This window comes from Paraburkholderia lebeckiae (genome assembly GCF_050436225.1).
In the GTDB taxonomy this organism is placed as follows: Bacteria; Pseudomonadota; Gammaproteobacteria; order Burkholderiales; family Burkholderiaceae; genus Paraburkholderia; species Paraburkholderia tuberum.
In genome coordinates this window covers 536,703-559,114 of record NZ_JBNDLU010000003.1, presented here as the reverse complement: position 1 = coordinate 559,114, position 22,412 = coordinate 536,703, and the positions used below count along the sequence as shown (strand labels likewise).

Annotated in this window: 21 protein-coding genes and 4 pseudogenes; 13 read left to right on the top strand and 12 right to left on the bottom strand. The window is 62.5% G+C overall.

The window, feature by feature from the left end:
* From OKW45_RS37390 to OKW45_RS37380, 3 genes are all read right to left on the bottom strand, one after another.
* Positions 1 to 999, bottom strand: a complete 999-nt coding sequence (locus OKW45_RS37390; RefSeq protein ID WP_429473756.1) for an efflux RND transporter periplasmic adaptor subunit — start codon at positions 997 to 999, stop codon at positions 1 to 3.
* A 264-nt stretch (positions 1,000 to 1,263) separates the two neighbouring features.
* Positions 1,264 to 2,772 carry an ATP-binding protein gene (locus OKW45_RS37385; RefSeq protein WP_429473755.1) on the bottom strand — a complete coding sequence of 503 codons (1,509 nt, stop codon included), beginning with the start codon at positions 2,770 to 2,772 and terminating at the stop codon, positions 1,264 to 1,266.
* A 268-nt stretch (positions 2,773 to 3,040) separates the two neighbouring features.
* Positions 3,041 to 3,385 (bottom strand): hypothetical protein, encoded by a 345-nt coding sequence (locus tag OKW45_RS37380; RefSeq protein ID WP_162634044.1) that lies wholly within the window; start codon positions 3,383 to 3,385, stop codon positions 3,041 to 3,043.
* A gap of 105 nt (positions 3,386 to 3,490) precedes the next feature.
* On the opposite strand from OKW45_RS37380, the pseudogene OKW45_RS37375 reads away from it, so the two are divergent.
* The 3 genes and pseudogenes from OKW45_RS37375 to OKW45_RS37365 all read left to right on the top strand — a co-directional run.
* Positions 3,491 to 3,946 (top strand): annotated as a pseudogene (locus OKW45_RS37375) (MFS transporter); the annotation flags it as partial.
* A 243-nt stretch (positions 3,947 to 4,189) separates the two neighbouring features.
* Positions 4,190 to 5,020, top strand: a complete 831-nt coding sequence (locus tag OKW45_RS37370; RefSeq protein WP_429474035.1) for a 3-oxoadipate:acetyl-CoA acetyltransferase — start codon at positions 4,190 to 4,192, stop codon at positions 5,018 to 5,020.
* 180 nt (positions 5,021 to 5,200) lie between these two features.
* Positions 5,201 to 6,109 carry a LysR family transcriptional regulator gene (locus OKW45_RS37365; RefSeq protein ID WP_429473754.1) on the top strand — a complete coding sequence of 303 codons (909 nt, stop codon included), beginning with the start codon at positions 5,201 to 5,203 and terminating at the stop codon, positions 6,107 to 6,109.
* A 39-nt stretch (positions 6,110 to 6,148) separates the two neighbouring features.
* Here the strand turns inward: OKW45_RS37365 and OKW45_RS39670 are convergent, their stop codons facing one another.
* Both OKW45_RS39670 and OKW45_RS37360 read right to left on the bottom strand, forming a co-directional pair.
* On the bottom strand, positions 6,149 to 6,352 hold the full coding sequence (locus OKW45_RS39670; protein WP_503129166.1) for a four-helix bundle copper-binding protein: 204 nt from the start codon (positions 6,350 to 6,352) through the stop codon (positions 6,149 to 6,151).
* Between the two features lie 152 nt (positions 6,353 to 6,504).
* Complete coding sequence (locus OKW45_RS37360) at positions 6,505 to 8,796, bottom strand: FdhF/YdeP family oxidoreductase (protein WP_429473753.1); 2,292 nt, start codon at positions 8,794 to 8,796, stop codon at positions 6,505 to 6,507.
* A gap of 135 nt (positions 8,797 to 8,931) precedes the next feature.
* Between OKW45_RS37360 and OKW45_RS37355 the strand changes: the two genes are divergently transcribed.
* Positions 8,932 to 10,671, top strand: a complete 1,740-nt coding sequence (locus tag OKW45_RS37355) for a RecQ family ATP-dependent DNA helicase (RefSeq protein WP_429473752.1) — start codon at positions 8,932 to 8,934, stop codon at positions 10,669 to 10,671.
* 102 nt (positions 10,672 to 10,773) lie between these two features.
* Positions 10,774 to 11,289 carry a hypothetical protein gene (locus tag OKW45_RS37350; protein ID WP_429473751.1) on the top strand — a complete coding sequence of 172 codons (516 nt, stop codon included), beginning with the start codon at positions 10,774 to 10,776 and terminating at the stop codon, positions 11,287 to 11,289.
* A 187-nt stretch (positions 11,290 to 11,476) separates the two neighbouring features.
* On the opposite strand, the gene OKW45_RS37345 is transcribed toward OKW45_RS37350, so the two are convergent.
* The 3 genes from OKW45_RS37345 to hmpA form a co-directional block, all read right to left on the bottom strand.
* Entirely contained in the window at positions 11,477 to 11,668 is a 192-nt protein-coding gene (locus OKW45_RS37345) for a hypothetical protein (protein ID WP_018422801.1), read from the bottom strand.
* 131 nt (positions 11,669 to 11,799) lie between these two features.
* Positions 11,800 to 12,663 (bottom strand): MBL fold metallo-hydrolase, encoded by an 864-nt coding sequence (locus OKW45_RS37340; RefSeq protein ID WP_429473750.1) that lies wholly within the window; start codon positions 12,661 to 12,663, stop codon positions 11,800 to 11,802.
* Positions 12,664 to 12,740: 77 nt separating this feature from the next.
* Positions 12,741 to 13,955 (bottom strand): NO-inducible flavohemoprotein, encoded by a 1,215-nt coding sequence (gene hmpA / locus OKW45_RS37335; RefSeq protein WP_429473749.1) that lies wholly within the window; start codon positions 13,953 to 13,955, stop codon positions 12,741 to 12,743.
* A gap of 404 nt (positions 13,956 to 14,359) precedes the next feature.
* Between hmpA and OKW45_RS37330 the strand changes: the two genes are divergently transcribed.
* The 3 genes from OKW45_RS37330 (at position 14,360) to OKW45_RS37320 (ending at position 16,987) form a co-directional block, all read left to right on the top strand.
* Positions 14,360 to 15,244, top strand: coding sequence for a manganese catalase family protein (locus tag OKW45_RS37330; protein ID WP_429473748.1), 885 nt, complete (start codon positions 14,360 to 14,362; stop codon positions 15,242 to 15,244).
* 744 nt (positions 15,245 to 15,988) lie between these two features.
* Positions 15,989 to 16,309, top strand: coding sequence for a hypothetical protein (locus OKW45_RS37325; RefSeq protein WP_429473747.1), 321 nt, complete (start codon positions 15,989 to 15,991; stop codon positions 16,307 to 16,309).
* An 87-nt stretch (positions 16,310 to 16,396) separates the two neighbouring features.
* The gene (locus OKW45_RS37320) at positions 16,397 to 16,987 is read left to right on the top strand and encodes a hemerythrin domain-containing protein (protein WP_429473746.1); all 591 of its coding nucleotides are present in this window, start codon (positions 16,397 to 16,399) and stop codon (positions 16,985 to 16,987) included.
* 139 nt (positions 16,988 to 17,126) lie between these two features.
* Here OKW45_RS37320 and OKW45_RS37315 read toward each other — a convergent pair whose 3' ends face one another.
* On the bottom strand, positions 17,127 to 17,405 hold the full coding sequence (locus OKW45_RS37315; RefSeq protein ID WP_018422792.1) for a hypothetical protein: 279 nt from the start codon (positions 17,403 to 17,405) through the stop codon (positions 17,127 to 17,129).
* 130 nt (positions 17,406 to 17,535) lie between these two features.
* On the opposite strand from OKW45_RS37315, the pseudogene OKW45_RS37310 reads away from it, so the two are divergent.
* A pseudogene (locus tag OKW45_RS37310) lies at positions 17,536 to 17,862 on the top strand (DDE-type integrase/transposase/recombinase); the annotation flags it as partial.
* Between the two features lie 73 nt (positions 17,863 to 17,935).
* Here OKW45_RS37310 and OKW45_RS37305 read toward each other — a convergent pair.
* Together OKW45_RS37305 and OKW45_RS37300 are read right to left on the bottom strand one after the other, a co-directional pair.
* A complete protein-coding gene (locus OKW45_RS37305) occupies positions 17,936 to 18,628 on the bottom strand; it encodes a phosphatase PAP2 family protein (protein WP_184117221.1) in 693 nt (230 codons plus the stop codon).
* A gap of 207 nt (positions 18,629 to 18,835) precedes the next feature.
* Positions 18,836 to 20,404 carry a hypothetical protein gene (locus tag OKW45_RS37300; protein WP_184117220.1) on the bottom strand — a complete coding sequence of 523 codons (1,569 nt, stop codon included), beginning with the start codon at positions 20,402 to 20,404 and terminating at the stop codon, positions 18,836 to 18,838.
* Positions 20,405 to 20,679: 275 nt separating this feature from the next.
* Between OKW45_RS37300 and OKW45_RS37295 the strand changes: the two are divergent.
* Positions 20,680 to 20,788: pseudogene (locus OKW45_RS37295) on the top strand (IS6 family transposase); the annotation flags it as partial.
* Positions 20,789 to 20,800: 12 nt separating this feature from the next.
* A pseudogene (locus OKW45_RS37290) lies at positions 20,801 to 21,051 on the top strand (DDE-type integrase/transposase/recombinase); the annotation flags it as partial.
* Here the strand turns inward: OKW45_RS37290 and OKW45_RS37285 are convergent.
* Positions 21,042 to 21,380 (bottom strand): hypothetical protein, encoded by a 339-nt coding sequence (locus OKW45_RS37285; protein WP_260327640.1) that lies wholly within the window; start codon positions 21,378 to 21,380, stop codon positions 21,042 to 21,044. The pseudogene OKW45_RS37290 and the gene OKW45_RS37285 overlap by 10 nt on opposite strands.
* Before the next feature lie 62 nt (positions 21,381 to 21,442).
* On the opposite strand from OKW45_RS37285, the gene OKW45_RS37280 reads away from it, so the two are divergent.
* A complete protein-coding gene (locus OKW45_RS37280) occupies positions 21,443 to 22,264 on the top strand; it encodes a cytochrome d ubiquinol oxidase subunit II (protein WP_429473745.1) in 822 nt (273 codons plus the stop codon).
* A 1-nt stretch (position 22,265) separates the two neighbouring features.
* Positions 22,266 to 22,373, top strand: a complete 108-nt coding sequence (locus OKW45_RS37275; RefSeq protein WP_429473744.1) for a DUF2474 domain-containing protein — start codon at positions 22,266 to 22,268, stop codon at positions 22,371 to 22,373.
* Positions 22,374 to 22,412: the final 39 nt, after the last annotated feature.

Below are 22,412 nucleotides of genomic sequence, written 5' to 3'. Positions count from 1 at the left end.
TCAGTGCGCCACGACTTTCACGATCGAGCCTGTATCAAGCCTGTCTGCACCGTCGGTCGCGACCCGCTCTCCTGCCTTCACACCGCCATCGAGAATCGCCGTGTCGTCGCCTTTTACCGGCCCGGTCTTCACGTTGCGCAATGCCACTGCGCCCGCGCCGCCGATCACGAAAACGAAATCGCCGTTCGCGCCATGCTGGATTGCCGTAGTCGGCACGACCGGAATCCGGTGCAGCGTGTCGACCTGCATCCGCACATTCACGAATTCGTTCGGGAACAGCGCATTGCCGGAATCGGGGAAGACGGCCTTGACGTTGATCGTGCCGGCACTCGTATTGACGAGGTTGTCGACCGCAAGCAGCGAGCCCTTTGCGAGCAACGATTTGCCGTCACGGTCATAGGCCAGCACCTGAACCTCCCCCTGCGACATCGCCCGCCGGATCTGCCCCAGGTAGTCTTCCGGCACCGAGTACATCACGGTCGCCGGCTGCAGCTGCGTGATGACCGCGATACCGTTCGTGCTGGTGCTGCTCACGTAGTTGCCGGGGTCGACCTGGCGCAGACCCACCACGCCGTCCACGGGAGACGTGATGGTGCAATAGCCGACCTGAACCTGCAGATTGTTCACGTTGCCCGTGTCCGCCAGCACGGTGCCTTCGTCCTCCTGGACGGCAGCAACTTGCGTATCGAGCGTCTGCTGCGTAATCGAGCCCGCTTTGATCAGCTGCTGATAACGTTGCAGGTCCAGTTTCGCGTTTGCGAGTACAGCCTGATCATGACGCAGCGTACCCTGTGCCTGCAGCAACTGCGCGTCGAGCGCCCGCGAATCGATGCGTGCAATCACCTGTCCTTTCCTGACCGTCTGCCCCTCGTTGAAATCGACGGAACGCAGTATCCCGTTGACCTGCGTGATGACCGTGACGGTACGTGTCGGCGTCACGGTGCCGAGCGAGTCGATATAGACAGGAACATCGGTAACCGAAGCCGCAACCGCGCTCACGGGAATCGGATCCGGTGCGACAGCCGCCTGACGGTGACCGTGAGCCTGGTGGAACCACCCAACGGCCACGACGCCGGCCACGAATATACTAAGTAGGGCAAAGTATCTTGTAAGGTTTTTCATCACACAACCTGAAAAATGGCCATCTCATCAAATGCTCACGCTGCCCTGCCAGACCGTTGGGGCGGGGCTCAAGCGTCACATTGCGTGGTAGTCCCTGCGACAGAACGAGGTCGGCGCAGTCATCGCGCCGACATGCGCGCCCTAAGCAATGGGGATTTGCACCACGGCCCGGAGCCCTGATGGCACATTCTGGAAGAGTTCGAGCGTGCCGCCATGCTGCTGTGCGACGTGTTCCGCTATCGCGAGGCCGAGGCCGCTCCCGCCCTTTCGATCCGCCTCTGAGCCGCGCCGGAATGGTTGCTTTATCAGCGACAGAAGCTCTTGAGGCAGGCCCGGTCCCCGATCCTCAACCGCAATCGTGACACTTCGCGCGTCCGTGGTAGTCCGGACTGCGAGCCCGACCTGACCGTACACGACCGCGTTCTGCATCAGGTTCATCAACAGGCGCTGCATGCCGACCGGTCGGAACGCAACAGGGGGCAATTCCGCGAGCGACAGTTCGAACGTGCGACCGAGACCTGCATAGTCGGCGGCGAGCTGTTCGATCAGCGCGTTCAGATCGCCGTGCGTTGCCGGTTCGCTATCCCACCCACGGGCGAAATCGATAAACTGCTGGACGATCGTGTCGATCTCCTCGACAAAGCGTTCCGCGCTGGCGGCCGGGGCCTCGAATGACTCCGGTGCAAAGATGGCCATGCGCAGCTTGGTCAGCGGCGTGCGGATATCATGCGATATGCCCGCAAGCATTTCGGCGCGCGTCGCTTCGAGATCTTCGAGCGTCGACGCCATCCGGTTGAACGCCTCCGCTACTGTTGCCAGCTCGCGCGGGCCGCTCACGGGAACCGCTTCGGGCCAAACGCCACGCTCGATGGTGCTGGCAGCGCGCGCCAGCCGGCGCAGCGCCTGTTCGACCGGCCGGTGGATCAGATAGGCTCCAAGAGCAGGAAGGGTAGCCGCACTTAACAACAGGCCGATCAGCGCCCAAGGCAACGTACTGCTCATGGCCGAGGTTCCACGCAACCCCACCCAGTAGTACATGTCCTGCACATGTAGACGCACCCAGATCCGGTGCCCGTCGCGCTCCCAGCGAAGCTGTTCGTCCAAGGCAAGTTCCGATGCCACTCGAGCGAAGAAGCGGTGTGCCATGTAGTCGGGAGGCAACCCGTCGTGAGCCTGTGGCGGCGGCAGTTCATCCTGGGGCGCTCCGTTCATTTCGAGCAGTTGCAGGTTTCGCTGGTCGTCCGGCAGGACTGACAACAGCCGGTCCAGGATCCGGATCTGCGATGCCACGAGCGCTGCCCCATCGTCAACTCTTGGCTTCTGGATAAAGTTCAGATAGACGGCAAAGACCAGGATCTGACTTGTCAGCATCAGTACAATCAACAGCAATACGTTGCGCGCGAAAAGGGAACCCCGCCATACCGACATACCGCTTGCTTTCATCTCGCTCTCTCGATGACCTGCTACGCAGGTATACATAAAACAGTCAGATGCCTTTGGCATTCGATTGACCGGTCCCGGGATCGCAGCGGGTCCTCTGCATTCTTGCCCGGGAAAGGACTCATCCACTTGCGCGGTCATGCCGTACAGCGCGTCCAGAAAGATGGCGGACGGATTGCCATAGCGTCGCGCGAGATCCACCAGGTCCATTAGTGCTGCATACGGGCACTGTGCGCTGCGATGCCAGGCTATTAAACGATGGTGAAGGTATCGCTGCGGGGACAATCGTTTGGGTGCACGTCCATTCAGGCTCATGCACCCTCCGACCGTAAGTGCACTCAGGACGACCAGCAGCACAAAGTCGGCAAGCCGCAGACCCCGACGAGCAGCCCTCGCGCCGAAGTGATGTGCAACATTGCCTGGCTGCTTTGACGGACGGGGGTCATGTGTCGCACGAGACAGGTACGGCGCCGACATTTCACACCCAGTGACCGGCCACCCAGACTCCACCTACCCAGTGACCAGGCATCCAGACGCGACGCGGCCCCCTAACTACAATCACAGGACGACGTGGCATGACGACGACCGCCGTGGGAGGTCGGGGCGCTGGCGCAACCGTCACAACCGGCGCGACTGCCGGTGGCACGGCTGCTGCATAACCGTTTTGCACGACCACGGTCGGCGGCGCATAGACAGGTACCGCAGGAACGACCGCGACGGGAGCCGGCACGGCGATACCGACGACCACGCCGGCGAATGCCGAAGCAGTCATGGATGTGAGCAGAGCCCCGCCCACCAGCATGGCAAACGTTCGGGTTTTCATGAGCATCTTCCTTTACAGAGAGGGCACGAGGTGTATCGCGCGTCGAGAAGGGAATGTACAGAGATCGCGGCCTCAAATCTGTTGGAAAGGTGTGTCAAAAAATGTCACTTTGGTACTGGCGCGTGCATGACGATGCTTGGTGCAATCGGCGCGACTTCGGCGCCGGTAGCCGGCCGCCTGGCAGATGCAGGGCACTCTGTCCGTGCCACATGCATCGCGTTGATCGCCGGCGCTTTGGCCTGCACACCGGCGCTGATTCATCCGTCGTTTGGTGTGTACGGTCTCGTCGTGACAGGCATCGTGCTCGATTTCGCGGTGCAGATGAGCATGGTGCTTGGACAGCGCGAGATTTATGCATTGCACGCCTCGAGCCGCAACCGCCTGAACGCGCTCTACATGACAAGCATCTTCATCGGCGGAGCAATCGGTTCGGCTGTCGCAAGCACGCTCTTTGAGCACGGCGGCTGGACTCTGGTTGCGGCAGTAGCCACGGCGTTCCCGCTGATCGCGTTCTTTCATTTCCTTCTCATCGGAAAGCCGCATGCCTTGAGCAAGCAGTAATCCGAACAGAGCCGAGCATGCAGCGAGACGATCCAATGATTCACCGGCCTGGCGGGATCCGAAGGCGTGAAAAACGTCGAAGACTAACATTCGACTGTGTCCAGGATTTCTACAGCAGATCAAGTTCAGCCGTGCCTTTTGAACTAAACTTGGAAGATATGGAGCGCGGGCATTTTGCAGGAGACGCGCTCATGAGGGCTCGCCGTGGAGGCGAGACGAAAATCTGGAACTGGAGTGTTAGTCATGAGCGAACCGTGCATCATCTCTGTTGCCATCACTGGCTCAGTTCCCCGCAAGAAGGACAACCCGGCCGTGCCGGTCACGATCTCCGAGCAGGTCGAAAGCACCCAGGAAGCGTACGAAGCCGGGGCCTCCCTCGTTCATCTGCACGTGCGTGACGAACAGGAGAACTCGAGTTCCGACCGATCGAGTTTCGCCGCGCTTCAGGAAGGCATCCGGAAGCACTGCCCTGACATCATCATCCAGTTTTCGACAGGCGGTCGTGGCCGTTCGTTCGAGCAACGCGGCGCGATGCTCGACCTGCGCCCGGATATGGCGTCGCTCGCAACGGGCTCTGTCAATTTTCCGACTACCGTCTATGAGAATCCGCCGGACTTTGTGCGCGCGCTTGCGCAAACGATGCTCGACTACGATGTCAAACCGGAAATCGAAATCTTTGATCTGGCGATGCTGTACAGCACCGCAGATCTCGTTCAGCAGGGGCTGCTGAAGTCTCCTGTCCACGTTCAGTTCGTGATGGGTGTAAAAAATGCGCTGCCCGCGCGTCGCGAGATTCTCGAGTTCGAGGTTCAGCAACTCAAGGCGCTATTGCCGGATGCAACATGGACCGCCGCTGGAATCGGACGGCATCAGTTGGAGGTCAATCATTGGACTCTCGAAATGGGCGGACACTGCCGCACCGGTCTCGAAGACAACGTGCGCTGGGACAAGGACACGCTGGCAAAGAGCAATGCGCAACTCGTTGCGCGGGTGGCCTCATTGTGTGGCGAATATGGCCGTCCGGTGGCAAGTGCGGCCAAAGCGCGTGAAATGCTCGATCTTCCTGCAAGATAGCCCGACGGGACGGACCACTGTATTGCGCTGGCGTGCCGTTGTCCGCGCCCGGCCGGCCACACCGGCTAATTTCGCCCGATCGCGACGAACGACGCTTTTGGGCTATATCACTCCTGGTCAAGCGAGCTCGAATTGCCTGGCGTTCTGATCGCCCGCCCGAGACCTCGTTGAGAACACCTCATGCTCGAACGCTTTCACCTTACCCTGATCCGCGAAGTGGACCGGCAGGGCTCGCTCACGGCGGCAGCCGGTGCGCTGCATCTGACGCAATCGGCATTGAGCCATACCGTCAGGAAGCTCGAGCAGCAGCTCGGCACGCCGGTCTGGGAACGCGATGGCCGCAACCTGCGCCTCACGCAGGCGGGCCGCTATCTGCTGTCGCTCGCTGACCGGCTGCTGCCGCAGTTCGAGCACGCCGAAGCGCGTATGAAGCAATATGCGAACGGCGAGCGCGGCACGCTGCGGATCGGCATGGAATGTCATCCGTGTTATCAGTGGCTGCTGAAAGTCGTGTCGCCGTACCTCGCGCGTTGGCCCGATGTCGATGTCGACGTCAAGCAGCGCTTCCAGTTCGGCGGCATCGGCGCGCTGTTCGGCTACGACATCGACGTGCTCGTCACCCCCGATCCGCTGAAGCGCCCCGGCCTCAGCTTCGAACCCGTGTTCGATTACGAGCAGGTGCTGGTGGTGGCCGACGGGCATCGGCTGGCCAACGCGCGTTACGTGGAGCCCGAACAGCTGATCGATGAAACGCTGATCACCTATCCGGTCGACACCGACCGCCTCGACATCTACAACCTGTTCCTGCGCCCCGCCGACGTCGCGCCGCGCCGTCACAAGACGATCGAGACCACCGACATCATGCTGCAGATGGTCGCGAGCGATCGCGGCGTCGCCGCGCTGCCGCGCTGGCTCGCCGAGGAATACGCGGACCGTATGCCGGTCGTCAGCGTGAAGCTAGGCAAGACCGGCATGGCCAAGCAGATTTTTCTAGGCACGCGCGAAGCGGACGCGTCGCTCGACTATCTGCATTCGTTCGTGGAGTTCGCGCGCAAGTCGAGCTGGAAGGGCTCGAAGCCGCGGCGCTGAACGCTGCATTTCGCGGCTCGCGTATGGACGCGCGCTCCGTCATAACGCGCGGCAGGCGTCGGCGCAACGGCGGCACGCATCGCTGCGATCCTGGCGATGCTGCGCGGGATGACGCGTGCAGGCGAGCGCGGAGGTCGCGGAAGTCGCGCATGGACTCCGTGGCGCGCGCCACAGCCGGTGCGAAACTTTTGGTTCTCGTCCTTTGCCAGCTTGCCGGTTCGGCTCTGTACGCAACTCATGCATTACCGACACCCTGCGCGTCCGCTAACGGCCCGCTGGCCCGACTATGATGGAGATGGGCACGCGCTTATCATGCCCTTCACGCGCTGCCCGGGTGTAATTCAGCGGCCGGCACAGGTAACGATGCCGGCCTCTTTGTATCGACGAAGCACTGATCACCGCGTGGCCGCCAGTACGCGCACCGGAATCGACTTCGCGCCCGGCACCTTGCTCTCTTTCGCGTAGTGCCATAGCGGCAGCAGCGGATTGCATTCCGGGTAATAGCCGCCGATGCATCCCTGCGGCACGTCGAACGGCACGACGCTCAGTCCGTCGACGTGCCGCTCGACGCCGTCGTCCGCGATGGTCTCGAGGCAGATTCGGTCGCCGTGCGCGAGTCCGCGCTTTTCCATATCGGCCCGATTCATCAGAATCACCATGCGCGAACCCTTGATGCCTCTGAAGCGGTCGTCGAGGCCATAGATGGTCGTGTTGAACTGGCTGTCGCTGCGCAGGGTCATCAACCGCAGCGAATCGGGCTCACGCTCGGGCATGTCCGGATCTTCGCCGATCGAAGTCGGCACCATGAATTCGGCCTTGCCGCTTTTGGTCTTCCACTTGCGCTCCCGCGCCGGCAGCGGCCGGATCACGCCGCCGGGTGTCCACATGCGCGCCTCGAAATCACCGAACATCTCGGGCCATGTCTTCGACATCTCCAGACGCACGCGCGAATAGTCGTCGCGCCATGCATCCCAGTCGACGCTCGAGCGCTCCCCAAGCGTCGCCTTCGCGATGCCCGCGACGATGAACGGCTCCGAGCGGATCGTCGGCGCGGCCGGTTCGGCCATGCCACGCGAGCCGTGAAAGTGTGCCGTGCTGTCTTCCATCGACACCGCCTGCGCGCCGCCCGCCTGCCGGTCGATCTCGATGCGGCTCAGACACGGCAGCAGATACGAGCGCTGGCCGTGCACCAGGTGGCTGCGATTGAGCTTGGTCGCCACGTTGACGGTCAACCCGAGCGCGGCCCACGCCGGTTCGGTGCGCACGCGGTCGGGCACCGAGCGCACGAGGTTGCCGCCGAGGTTGATCATCGCGTTGACCTTGCCGTCGAGCATCGCCTCGAACGCCTCGACGATGTTCATACCTTTCTCGCGCGGCGGCTCGAACGAAAACTGTCTGGCCAGTTGATCGAGCGGCGCGAGCTCCGGCTTTTCGGTGATGCCGACCGTGCGCTGCCCCTGCACGTTCGAATGCCCGCGCACCGGCGACGGCCCCGCGCCCGGCTTGCCGATATTGCCGCGCAGCAGCAGCAGATTGCACAGCATGCGCACGTTCTGCACGCCCATCCGATGCTGCGTGAGACCCATGCCGTAATGGGCGATCACCGCGTTCGCCTTCATGTACTCGTCGGCGGCTGCCTGGAGCGCGTCGCGCGGCAATCCGCTCACTCGCTCGATGTCGTCCCAGCTCGCGTCGCGCGCGTACTGAGCGAATTGCTCGTAGCCGTTCGTATGCTCGCGGATGAAATCGACGTCGACGACGCGCGCGTCGCCCGTGCTCACCGCGCGATCGTCCGCTTCGATGACGAGCTTGCAGATGCCGAGGATCGCGGCGGTATCGCCACCCGTCTTCACCTGGTGGTATTGCGTGCTGATCTGCGTATCGGTGGGTGTGAGCATCTGCAACGCTGACTGCGGGTTTGCGAAATGCAGCAGCCCCGGCTCGCGTAGCGGATTGAACGTGATGATCGGCACGCCGCGTTTGCGCGCATCCTGCAACTGATGCAGCATGCGCGGGCTATTGGTGCCGACGTTCTGGCCGAAGAAGAACATCAGGTCGGTCTTCTCGAAGTCGTCGAGCGAAACCGTACCGACGCCCACGCCAATCGCTTCCTTGAGGCCGACACTGGTGCTTTCGTGGCACATGTTCGAGCTGTCAGGCAGATTGTTGGTGCCGTACATGCGCGCGAAAAGCTGCAGCATATACGAGGTTTCCAGTGAAGCGCGGCCCGACGTGTAGAACACCACGCTGGCCGGGTCCAGCGTGCGCAGCTCGGCGCCGATCGCATCGAATGCTTCCTGCCACGGTACCGGCACGTAGCGGTCGGTAGCCGGGTCGTAGCGCAGCGGCTCGGTCAACCGCCCCGCTTCCTCGAGATCGTGGTCGTGCCATCTGGCGAGCTCGCTGACCGTGTGGACCTCGAAGAAATCGGGCGTGACGCGTTTGGCCGTCAGATCCCACGCGGTCGCTTTCGCGCCGCTTTCGCAAAACTCGAACGTATGCGGATCGGCCGGCTTCGCCCACGAGCAACTGACACACATGAAACCGTCGGGCTTGTTCTGATGCATCAGAACCTGGCTATCCTTCAGCGGTGCTTTTTCCTGCAGCAGGATTGTCGCCACCGCCTTGACCGACCCCCATCCGCCCGACGCGTAGGGATACGCGTCGCTTTTGTCTTCCTTGTTCATGAGTCCACCCGTTTGGCCGTAAATATCACGTCATGACGTACCAGCACACGGCGTTCCCGCTGCGGCGCCCGGTCGCGGTACGGTGTTTGCTGGCCGCAGGCTGACTCGCCGTGCCGCAAGCCAACCGCCAATTTCATGACCGACACCTCCATCGCGCGCGACACGTCCGCCCGTCTGAACGCGATGCGCAGGACGTTGCGCGAAGTGTTCGGGATCAGCCGGCTGCGCCCCGGCCAACGGGACATCATCCGCAGCGTGCTCGAACGGCGCGACACACTCGCCGTGATGCCGACGGGTGCGGGCAAATCGCTGTGCTATCAGTTGCCGGCGCTGCACCTCGACGGCTGGACGCTGGTCGTGTCGCCGCTGATCGCGCTGATGAAAGACCAGTTCGACAAGCTGCGCGAGGCCGGCATCGACGCCTGGCGGATCAATAGCACGGTGCCGGCCGCCGAACTGCGCGAGACTTACGACGCGTTGCGCAGCGCACGCCGCGGCATCGTCTTCGTCACGCCCGAGCAGCTGACGCGGCCCGAGCTGATCGACGCATTGCGGGCGCGTTCTCGGCAACGCATCGAACTCGTCGTCGTCGATGAGGCGCACTGCGTATCGCAGTGGGGCCACGATTTTCGGCCGGCATTCCTGCGCATCGTCGATGCGGTCAAGGCGCTCGGCAAGCCACCTATCCTCGCGCTCACCGCGACGGCCACGCCGGACATCCGCGAGGACATCGTGCGTTCGCTGGGCTTGCGCGAGCCGCGCATCGTGAACACCGGCGTGTATCGCGACAATCTTCACTATCGGGTCACGCAGGTGTCGGTCGCGGGCGGGCGCCAGCGTGCGTCGGCGCGCGCGAGAGAGGCCAAGACGGCCGCGTTGCGCACGCTGCTCGCGAGTGAAACCGGCCGAGGCATCGTCTACACGGCGACCGTGCGCGAAGCCGAACAAGTGGCGGCGATGGTGCGCGGCTGGGAAGTTGCCGCCGTCTGCTATCACGGCCGTATGTCCGCGCGTGAGCGGCATGACGCGCAGGAGGCTTTCGTGTCGGGCGACGTGCGTGTGATGATCGCGACCAACGCGTTCGGGATGGGTGTCGATGTTCCCGATATCCGCTTCGTCGTCCACTACCAGATGCCGGGCAGCATCGATGCGTATTACCAGGAAAGCGGACGCGCGGGACGCGACGGCGAGATCGCGCGCTGCGAACTGCTGTTCGATCTGAACGACCGGCGCGTGCAGCAGTTTCTCGCGCTGGGCCGCTATCCCGATGCCGCGCTGCTGCGCCGCATCTGCGACGCCCTCGCGCAGCGCACGAAATCGCCCGGTCCTGGCGTGAGCGCGCGCGAACTGCTCGATGCGGTGCCTGACGTCGGCCGCAACAAGCTCGCCGTCGCGCTGAAGATACTAACCGACTCGCGACACGTGTCACGCGACCGGCTGCAGCGGTACCGGTTACGCGAAGTTGGCGAGGACAGCGCGATCGATGCCGCGGTCGAACGCTATGCGCAGCTCGCGACGCGCGATCGCGACGCACTCCAGCAGATGATCGACTACGCGCAAACCGGCGGCTGCCGGTGGCGCGTGATGCTGGAATACTTCGGCGATGCGCAGGGTTTCGAGCGTTGCGGCACCTGCGACAACTGTCTGAACCCGCTCGAAGCGACACTCGAAGCTCAACGAACCACCCCCGAAGACAAAAAACCGCCTCGCCACGCCAGCCAGAAGCCTCGCTTCAGCCGCGGCGACGCTGTCCGCGTACGCAAATACGGCTCGGGCCATGTGGTGTTTTCAACCGACGAACAGGTCGCGGTGCTGTTTCCCGATGGCTCGACCCGCACGTTCATGGCGAGATTCGTGAAGGCCGAGATCGCGTGATGCGCGGCATCGTCCGCGCGGAACGCGCCATGCTGCTCCTCGCGCATACCGCTGTCCGCGATGATGGAGCGTGCGTTTGCGCGCCCCAACCGGAGCCCCGCCATGAAAATGCTCGAATACGAAATCGGTTCGCCGTGGTATCAGGCCATCTGTGCGACGCTGCGCCGGGCCGTGCCATCGGGGCTGTTGGCCGGCTGCCTGTCGGCGGCGACCGCCGCGGCGGCATCCACGGACGCATCGGGCAGCCCGCTCGCGCCGATCAATGCCGTCACCCATTGCCTGTGGCCGCAACGCGCGCTGCGTGAACGCGGCTTCAGCATCCGCCATACGGTGACCGGCTTCGCGATCCATCAGGCAGCCGCGATCTTCTGGGCAATGATGTTCGAGCAACTCGTTGACCGGATGGCCGGCCCCGACTCATCGCGACGGCCCGGCGCGACCGCGGTCGCCGCGGCCACGACCGTGGCGAGCGCGTATGTGGTCGACTACAAGGTGGTGCCCGACAGGCTCACGCCTGGATTCGAGGCGCATCTGTCGCGCCGCTCGCTCGGCCACGTCTACGTGGCGCTCGGCGCCGGCCTGCTCGCGGCCGCGCTGCTGCGGCGGCCGGAGCGATAAAAAGCGCTCGCGCAAAAAAAGAGCGACCAGCCATCAACCGGCATGGCCGCTGCAAGCGCATTTGAGAACGCTGTCCCCTGGAGTCCAAACGGAGGACAAAGGCAGTATAGGAAACGCGCCCGCACCGCAGGTTGTCCGTAAGCCCTGCGCGGCGGACAGTTCTTCGCGCGACGCGCGGTTCGCACCGTCATTGGCCGCCCTTCTGCTGCGACGGCTTCACTTCGGACAGGTCTTTTTCTTTGACCTCGGCTTGACGCACGCTGGTGCCGTCCTCGCCGGTCTCGGAGATGTCCGTTTCGAACCTGCCTTCGTTGCCTACGCCGCTTTCGTCGGCGTCTGCGGTTTTCGGCGTCTTCGGCTGCCGTTGCTGGGTCGTCATGATTCGCTCCTTGCAGTGTCGCCCGGCGCGGGATGCCGCGCGTGCAGATGACTCAGCACGCACGATGCCAGGGTGAGCGCAACACGTGAGCGAGCGGCGCAGCAGCGGGCGCGCGCGCAAGCCTGCGAGCATCACGCCATCTGCTGCGCCGGCACGGCCACCGAACGGCCCGCCAGCCGTTCGAATTCGTCGACGTCGTGGCTGCAAAAAATCGTCAACGCGGGACTCGCCCGCTTTGCCAGATCGCGCAGTCGGCGCTGGTTGTACAGCCGTGCCGCGCGGTCCTTTTCGAGCATCCACTGATAGAAGCGCAAACCGGGTGCGCAATGCGGACGCACCGGGTCGAGCTCGCCGTTGTCGAAATAGGCATCGCCCGCGAGCAGCAACCAGCCGTCATCGCCGTGTACGGCGACGCCCGCGTGACCATAGGTGTGGCCTCGCAACGGCACGAGCGCGATCTCGCTCGCGAGTTCTTCGATCGGATGGACCTTGGCGAAGCCCTCCCAACGCTCGGTGTACTGCGGCGAATGCACGCGCCACATGTTCTGGTACGACCACTGCTGCGGCCTGAAGCGCTGCCGGTCGAGCCACGTCTTCTGCTGCGCCGCGTATTGGCGCTCGCTCGCGAGCATATGCACCGTCGCGTGCGGAAAGTCGTCGAGTCCGCCCGCATGGTCGAAATCGAGGTGCGTCATCACGATGTGGCGCACATCGGCCGGGTCGAAACCGAGCCGCTCGATCTGCCTGATCGCCGTCATTTCATTTCGAAACTCGGGCTTCAGCAGCCTCAGGAAGAATTTGCCGAGGCGCGAATAGGGATCGGCGACATCGCGCAAACCGAAACCGGTATCGACGAGCACCAGCCCCGCCGGACTTTCGACGAGCAGACAATGGCAGGTCAGATGTCCGCGGCGGATCAGCGAATCGGGGTGCCCGTTGAACAGCTTGCCGCACAGCGGGCAAGTCGAAATGCAGTTCAGATGATGCACTTTCATGCCGCGCTCCCGGTCACGGTGACTGCATTCCTGCTGGTCGCTTCCGCGGCAGCCGTCGCGCGGCACGACCGTACGCGTCATTCAGCGAACAGATCCGGTCCGAACACCTCGTAGTGAATCTTCGACTCGTGAATGTCCAGGTTTTTCAGTGCGTCGTGCTGCATCCGCATGAAAGGAACAGGACCGCAGATGTAGTAGTCGGCGTCGGGCAACAGGATCTCGTCGCGCAGCTTGCCGAGGTCGATGAAACCCGCGTAATCGTAGTCGCCGCCCTGCACGTCGGTATCGAGCGGCGCGTCGTAGAACACCATCGCGCGGAAATTCGGCTGGGTGGCGGCGGTCTGTTGCAGACGGTCGCGCATCGCGTGCACGGCGCCGTTGCGCGCACCGTGAACGAACACCACGCGCCGCTGCGGGTCCTGAATCGCGCGCTTCAACATGCTGACCATCGGCGTCAGACCGACACCGCCGCTGATCAGCACGATCGGCGTCTTCGCATGAACATCGATGTAGAACGTGCCGTACGGTGCCGCCAGTTTGACTTCGTCGCCGACGTTCACGTGATCGTGCAGCAGCGAGGACACGTAGCCCGGCGGTCGCCCGGCCTCGCCGCTCTCGCGCTTGACGGAGATCCGATAGGTATGGCCATTCGGCACGTCGGACAAGCTGTATTGCCGGATCTGCTGCAGGCCGAGCGCGGGCACATCGACGGCAATGCCGATGTACTGACCCGGCTCGAAGTTCGCGACCGGCTGTCCGTCCTTCGGTTCGAGAATGAACGACGTGATGACGCTGCTCTCGGGCCGCTTCTCCTTGACGACGAACGTGCGCCATCCGGTCCAGCCGCCTAACTGCGATGCGCGCGTTTCGCGCAACTCGGCTTCCATGCCCATCAGCACGTCCGCGAGATTGCCGTACGCATGGGCCCACGCGGAGATGATGTCGTCGGTCGCGGCGTCGCCGAGCACGTCCTTGATCGCGCCAAGCAGATGTTCGCCGACGATCGGATAGTGCTCCGCTTTCACGTCGAGGCTCGCGTGCTTGTTGGCGATATTGCGCAGGACCGCGGCGAGACTGCTGGGGTCCTCGATGTTCTCGGCGTACGCGTACACGGCGCGCGCGAGCGCTTCCTGCTGCTGCCCCTGCTCCTGGTGGGCCATATTGAACACGTTCTTCAGTTCGGGATGCGCCTCGAAGAGCCGCCTGTAGAAACGTTGAATGATCGTATAGCCGTGCACGGCCAGAACCGGCGCCGTGGCCTTGACGATGTCCTTGGTCTTCTGCGTCAGCATTTCTTTTCTCCTGCAGCAGGACGACTGATTGCTCGCTGGTGCGCCCAGATCGAAAAAGTGTCGATACCGCAGCGCGGTATCTGGGTTGATTGCCTCGCTCACATGCAAGTTCCGCTGAGATTGGCCCGCTGCTTCAAGCCTATCCAGGCGACCATGCTGCTCCAACCCATGCCGGCTGTCCACATGCCGAAGGCCACGGACACGCCGACGAGGAGCCGAGCGCGCCACGAGACACGCGACATCGGCCGCCGCGCACGCCATCCCTGGACCACCCACGAGGCGTTGCGAGCCGCCCGGGAACGCGGCATGCGCGACGACGCACGCGCCGCTCGCGACGACCGGCGCTCCGCTCGCGTGGCACGGCGGATGGACGACCCACAGTACCAACTCCGATGGAGGTCACGATGTTTATGCACAACAAACGGCTGCAATACACGGTTCGCGTCGGCACGACCAATCCCGGTCTTGCGAACCTGATGCTGGAGCAGTTCGGCGGTCCGCAAGGCGAATTGGCCGCCGCGATGCGCTACTTCACGCAGGCCGTTGCAGAAGAAGACCCCGGACGCAAGGACATGCTGTTCGATATCGCCACCGAGGAACTGAGCCACCTCGAGATCATCGGCTCGATCGTCGCGATGTTGAACCGCGGCGCGAAAGGGGAGCTCGCCGAAGCTGTCGAGCAGCAAGCCGAGCTCTACCGCAAGCTAAACGGCGCGGGCAACGACAGTCACCTTACCCAGGTGCTGTATGGCGGCGGGCCGCCGCTGACGAACTCCGGCGGCGTACCGTGGAGTGCCGCGTACATCGACACGATCGGCGAACCGACCGCGGACCTGCGCTCGAACATCGCCGCCGAAGCGCGCGCGAAGATCATCTATGAACGGCTGATCAACGTCACCGACGATGCCGGCGTGCGCGAGACGCTCGGCTTTCTGATGACCCGCGAAGTTGCGCATCAGAAGTCGTTCGAGAAGGCGCTGTATGCGATCACCCCGAATTTCCCGCCGGGCAAGCTGCCGCCGAGACAGGAATTCGCGAGCGTCTATTACAAGATGTCGCACGACGGAGCGGTGGTGAACACACCGTGGAACAGCGGCACCGGTCTCACGCTACAGACCGCAGAACCGGCGGTGGACGGCGGCGACGGCACCGCGTCGGTCGGCCTCGAAGCGCAACAGGAAACCGCGGTCACCGCGATGGCCACGCGGCTGCGCTCCGACCCGTCGAGCGATCCGACGACCGGCGCTGAATTGGGCAGCGAGGTGCCGCGCGGCAACGACCTCGGGTGAACCCGCCGCGGCAATATCTGATCGGTCCTCTTGCGGTCTCGCGCGTCAACGCAGCTCATGCGCGGCGCGCGTCTCGTTAAGGGCCAAAAAAGGTGTCGCAGAACTTGCCGGCCACGTTGCATGCCGGTTGACCCGAAGACTGCGCGTCGCCGCGTTCGGGCGGCGTCGCGCAGGCGGCCGTCGCGGCGATCGCGAATGTGATGACGAGCGTTCTGCACAGCGCCGCCGCGCGAGATTTCCACACAGCGCCAGACGCGTCGCGGGTGGGATCGCAACCTGCGGAATTTCGCCGGCCCTGTGCATCGACGGCGCACGGGCAGGCTTGTCGGACATCAGGCATTTCGTCCCTCCACGCAGCAGTCCACATTTTGATTCAGACCGCGCTCAACAGGTTGCAGCCGATGGGCCAGCTACTTTGCGCGCGCTCTCACCGCGGGGCGGGTTCAAATACGCGCGAAGGCGCTAACTGCGCGTTCCAGCATGACTGTCCGCAACGCCATGGTTTCGACCACGCGCCCGACGCGCATTTTTGCGGCCGCCAGCGTATGCTGCGGCGAATCGTTGCTTCAGACCATGATGCGAAAACGTTGAAGCGATACAGGCGCGTCTGTTGCTTGCGCGGCTCGATACGCTCGTAGCATCGAGCCAGCGCCGCTCGACTGTGCGCGGCGGCGACGAGCGCCGCGCCCGTCGGACGCGATCATCGCGCACCGGCACGTACCCACTTACGCGACGAAGGAAAGGATGATGCGGACCTACGAATATCACGGGTTCACGATCGAGGTTACCGTCGAGGCGGATTTCACGTTGCGCCCCGCCGAGCGCGCGGCGGTACGCACGCGCTACGCGGCGGTGGTTCACATTTATCAGGCGGGCGCCGCCGTCGCAACGTTCTCGCCGCTGCGCTTCGGCATTGCGGGCGGGCGGCCGTTCGACACCGAGGCTGATGCGTTGATGGGCGGATATAGCGCGGCGCGCAGAATCGTCGACGATCTGTTTGCCCGCGCGGCGGATGCCGCGGACTCCGCGTTGAATGCTTTCACGAGCAGTAAAGAGGCCCGCTAGCCGGCGCTGGCACCCGGTTGACCGATTTTTGGGCAGCGGGAATGGAGCATGCGGTACCCGCGAGCACCCTTGCCCTGGAGAAACGCCATGTCCACTGACGCCTCATCGCTGTCGCCGTCGATCACGTCGATGATCCGCCTTGACCATATGCACGTGCTCGCCGCTTCGCACCGATATCACGCCTCCACGCCGTGGTGGCGCAAACGTGCGATCGTCAATGGCGTGTGCGACGCGCTCGAAATCCACGCGCAGCTGGAGGAAGAAATCTTCTATCCGGCGCTCGACCGCGCGCTCGGCAGCGATGAAACGCTGAAGAAAAGCCGTCCCGAACACGACCAGATGCGCGCGACGATCGCGAAGCTGCGTGCGATGGGCCCTGAAAACGCCGCCTACGATGGGCTGTTTTTTCAATTGATTCGCGAGGTTGCCCATCATGTCGCCGACGAGGAAACCGTCCTGCTGCCCGACGCCGAGCGCATGCTGAAGAACGAACTGCAGTCGCTAGGCGCCGCGATGACGCGCCGCCGTATGCAGCTGCTCGGGGAGCGCCCGATGGACATCGCGGTGAATGCCGCGGGCACGTTTCCAATCGCCACGCTGCTGCTGGGATCGACTATTTTGCTGGCGATGCGGCATTTTCTGCCGAGGTCGCGTCGCGCGGGGCGGGGGCGAAGTTAGAGGGAGTAGCGGATTCGCGAATGGGTGGTGCGGCGGCGTTTCGAAGCGGCCGCCAGCAGTCACTGCCTGAATCTCCGTTGGGGGCGCCGATGCAATCGTTACTCGACGCGACGTTGCAGCCACTGCCCCCGACCGTGAATCAATGATTCGCGCGGGGCGCCACCGGCATCCGCTCGCGCCGCGATTTCGTCTTGTCCGGCTCGACCAGCGTGGCCGCGACGCGGCGCGCATTCTCAGCCGCGATGTCCTGCGCGTCTCCCCACGACACGTGGCCGCAGGTCCCGCGTCGCTCGAAGACCGTGCCATGTTCGCCGCCGCGCTCGGTCACGAGCACGATCCACTGGAAAGCACCTTCCGAATCCCTGACGACGGTCCAGCTTACGAGGAAGTCGGCCATCTCTATCGCCTGCACACGCATGTTCGGCTCCTTCGGTCCGATACATCGGCCCGCCTGGTCCCGAGATGCGCATTGCACGTGCCTGACGCGCATGGTTCTGTCGCGCTAACGCGGTGCGCTAGAATTCGCATTCCCTCACGAACCACGAACGAGATGGGCAAAAAAGGCGATTGCCCAAAATGTTGAGCCCGAGACTATCACTGTGGACAAGAGCGGCGCCAATCTGGCCGCGCTCGAAGCGCTCAACGCTGAGCGGAAAAAGCCAATCAAGATTCGGCAGAACAAGTATCTGAACAACGTCATCGAGCAGGATCACCGCGCCATCAAACGTGTCATCAAGCCGATCATGGGCTTCAAGAGTTTCCGGTGTGCGCGCATCATTCTGTCCGGCATCGAGGTGATGCACATGATTCGCAAAGCGCAGATGCAGCACGATGGCGACACCAGAACCGCTGCCGAGCAATTCTATTCGCTGGTCATATATGCAGTCCTCTTCATATCAAATCCGCTCGCACTGACTTCCTTATCGCGACAAAACCGCCATGTGTGATTCATAGGTGTTTGATCACACTGCCCGTCAGCTTGCGCAGTTCGTCGAACTGCGTGGCGAGTTCGAGGCACAGAATAAAGGCCAGCATCGCTGACGGTCCCGGGTAACGCTCCATCCATCGCAGCGCCGGAGTGGCGTAGCGCACGCGAATCGCGTCTCGCGTCATGAGATAGGTGATTCCGGCTCCCACGAGCGAGCCCGCCAGCAAGTCGGTCGGGTAGTGAAAGCCTAGATAGGCACGCGGCAAGCAAATGACCAGCACCGCATAGAGAATCGCCAGCACGCCGATGCCCCGCCACACGAGAAAGATGCCAGTGGCGACCGCCATCCATAACATCGCGTGATCGCTTGGGAAGGAACTCCAACTCGACAGCTGTGCGTCCTCGATGACGTGACCCGCAAAGTGCAGATGCAGCTCGCTGCTAAAGACAGGGCGCACTCTGAACGGCAACCAGTGAGTCAGCAGTCTTCCGACGAAGAGCGCCAGGAGGCCGCTGAGAAGCGTTGCGAGCACCATTTCTCGCCGCCATTCGCGGCGCTCGTCTCGCTGAAACCACATCCACCACAGCAACGGTATGAGCACGAGCCCTTTGAAGGTGTAGAGGTCGGCAATGACCTCTATGGTTTGGGCCGTGAGATAACCGAAGTGGATGGTGGATAGATATGTCTCGATAGACGAATCGAAGCTATTCATTGTCTTGTAAGAAAATCGGACCATGCCAATTTCCGATGCGACTAGCTCGTATCGGGCTCTATCGTCGGCAACGCCTTGAACCGAAGACGTTGCAACGGACGAGGATAAGGAACAACTACAGCCTCCTTGATGCGACCCCTCGACCGATGCCTTGTCGAGACCGTGTAACTCTCATGCGTCGTGGTCGTCTAAGGTCAATATTTGAGCTCAACGGGGACGCAGTTCATAGAGCCGATGTTCGGGTAACGTCGCAACGAGTTGCCAACCATCAAGCGTCTCGGGTAGGCGCCGGTACGGGTCGAGCACCGCAAGATAGACCGTCGTAAACCGGCTTTGAAGGTCCGGAAAACGATCCAGCAGTTCAGTCGACCACGCGCGCAACATGGCGCCATTTGCTAAGACATTGGGTTTCCGGGTAGAGCTGTCGTCCTGGAACTCCCTCAATGCCACGTTCTCGCTCCGGTAAAGCACGGGTTGCTGGCCCGCTTTGAGATACAAATCCGGCACGAGAACGCCATTCACTGTTGCGAGCGCCACCACCTTGTCCAAATATGGGTTCCAGCGGTGGGGGTCTTTCCATGGAGACCGGTCGGCGGTGTCTTGCTTGTACTGGAACAAGACGGAACCGGCCTTCAGAGACGCGAACGTAGTGCGGTAAGCCTGAATGACAGGACTGTCGCCCCGCCAGTCCTCAGTCACAGTCACGATCCGGAAAACAAAGACAAGCGTGAGAGCGAGTGCGCCGACTCGTTGGAGACGTGGCGCCACCGAATGTCGTATGCCAACCAGCGCAGTCAGCAAAAACGCGAAGCTGATCCCACATCGCTCGATCACACCGTAGGAAGCAAACGCGTCAAACGGTGCGAGCAGGACTACCAGCGGAAGTGAAAACACGGTTATCCGGAACTCTGGCTCGCACGTCCACCATCTCATAACGAGACCGATGACCACGAACAGGCTCAAACCCGCCACGATCGCCACATCGCCTGCACGATTTCCCACTGAGAAGACATCGATGCAGAAAGCGAGCTTCGAAAGTACGTGGATAAGGCCGAAGTGGGTTGACCCATGAAGGCCACCGGTGCTGCTGTGGATCAACAGCGCAAGGGGGAGCAGCAACGGAACAAAGCTCGCGGCCGCGTGGCGAGCCAGTGAATGAATCGAGACCTTCCCCTCCCGAAGAAGACAGCCAAGTTCCCACGTGCCTGCGACCAGAGCGAAAACGGCGAGCGGAAACAGATGGCAAAAATAGATGACAAGGGCACTACAGCACGAAACCAGGATCCGCGCGAGGGTGGCCCGGCGCAATGCCACGTGCGCGGCGATCGCCCAAAAGGAAATGCCAAGACCAAACAGAAAATTATCGTAGCCGCGTATCAGTATCCAGTTATAGAGCAGCAGGAAGCTGATAAACGGTAACCATGACCAGCGGCCATTGGCAACACGGCTCAACACCAGGCAGCCCGATGTCAATAGCCCGAGTTCAACGAGGGTAAACAGCCAGGCGGCCCATTCTACCGGTATGAGCTTCGTGAACCACGGGAGGGCCAGGTCCATGGCAAGGTCAGGCACGGCATCCCACTGAACGACAAAATTTCTAGCATACGATGCCGGATGAGAAAGGATATCGAGCCGGACGATATTGTAAAAGTGTTGCCCAAGAGGAGGATATGGCGTGACGAGGAATGGCACCGACGCAACCACGGTCGCAATAAGCCACACCCCCCACAGACGCACAGGCGAAATGCCAGTGTTCATCAGGCTTCTGATAGTCATCAAAAAAACCTCGGAAGGTTGATCTGGAACCATCCACGCAAGGTATTCTCGATTTGTTCAGTTAAACGAAAGATACATTGCTTACGGAAGATGTCGGGCAACTGAATCCGTGGTCGCTTTCGATCTCATCGTGCTATATGTCACTTTTTTGACGAGTATACGCGCGCCAATGTAACCATTTGTTCGTCACCTCACACAAAGACGAAGACATTCCTTCGGGTCTCGCTCACAAAGGCACTGGGAGGTTCTTGGACAGGCCCAGGTAGAGTCAGGCAATAAAGCAGACGAAATCGATTTATCGGTCACCGGCTCCCCGACGTCGTCGTCAGCTGTGCCGTTCGCTGGTATTACCAGTTCCGCCTCAGCCTGCGCGACATCGTAGAACCAAACGATTATCTGGCCGCGCTCGAAGCGCTCAACGCTGAGCGGAAAAAGCAATCAAGATCCGGCAGAACAAGTATCTGAACAACGTCATCGAGCAGGATCACCGCGCCATCAAACGTGTCATCAAGCCGATCATGGGCTTCAAGAGTTTCCGGTGTGCGCGCATCATTCTGTCCGGCATCGAGGTGATGCACATGATTCGCAAAGCGCAGATGCAGCACGATGGCGACACCAGAACCGCTGCCGAGCAATTCTATTCGCTGGTCATATATGCAGTCCTCTTCATATCAAATCCGCTCGCACTGACTTCCTTATCGCGACAAAACCCTTTTCCTTGCGGCCCGGCGTCGCCGACGCGCCATAACAGCGCGTCGCCTTTGGCGAGTTGCGCAGGGCCATGCGTCGCAGCTTGCGCGCCGTCGCCGCCCGATGCTGGCGGCTCACGCCCACTGGCCTCGGCAAAGCGCTGCAAGGCCGCGTGCGCGCCGTCGCCCATCGCGAGCACCGTGCCGACCTGTCGCAGCAACGCCGGCGACACCTGCTCAGGCGAAACGGTGACCGCCAGCGCGGTTTCGAGCGCATCCGGAATCACCTGGTTCGCACCAGCCCATTGCGCGGGAAACAGGTGTATGGGACGGCAACGAGACGTGGCTCGTGCTCGGCGGCGGCCTTTTCGCGGTGTTTCCGCTCGCCTACGGCGTGATTCTGCCGGCGCTCTATCCGCCGATCATCGCGATGCTGCTCGCGCTGGTGTTCCGCGGCGTCGCGTTCGAATTCCGCTTTCGGGCGATCGGTCGCGGCCGTGCATGGTGGGACGCCGCGTTCTTCGGCGGCTCGGCGCTCGCCGCGCTGTGCCAGGAGCTCGTGCTCGGCGGCCTGCTGCAAGGGATCGCGGTTTCCGGGAATTCGTATGTGGGCGGCTGGTGGGACTGGCTGACCCGCTTCACGATTCTGTGCGGTCTCGCGGTGATGGCCGGTTACACGCTGCTCGGCTCATGCTGGCTGATCTGGCGCACCGAAGGTCCGTTGCACGAGCGTTGCCGGCGACACACGCGCACGATGGCCGTCACCGTGCTCGCGCTGATCGTGGTGGTTACGCTATGGACGCCGATGCTGCCGAACTCGCTCACCGCGCGCTGGTTCCGCTGGCCGAACCTGCTGTTGACGGCGCCGGTACCGCTGCTGCTCGCGCTATTGACCATAGCCTTTTTCCGCAGCCTGTCGGCGCGCCGCCATGGGTTGCCGCTGCTGTCTTCATACGGCATCTTCGTGCTGTGCTACGCGGGGCTGCTGATCAGTCTTTATCCGAACCTGGTGCCACCGTCGATTTCGTTCCGCGCGGCGGCAGCGCCGCATGCGAGCCTGCTATTCCTGTTGGTCGGCGCCGCGATCACGGTGCCGATGATTCTCGGCTATACCGTGTACGCGTACGCGGTGTTCAAGGGAAAGATGCGCGCGGGCGAAGGGTATCACTGACATGTGGCGCCGCCTTGCGTGGTTCGCCGGCCTGTGGCTCGCCGGCGTCGTCACGGTGGCGTCGGTGGCCGGCGTGCTGAAGCTGGTGCTGCGCGCGGCCACGCATTGAGCGTGGCCGCGCGCGATTGCAGAGTGAGTCCCGCGGTAC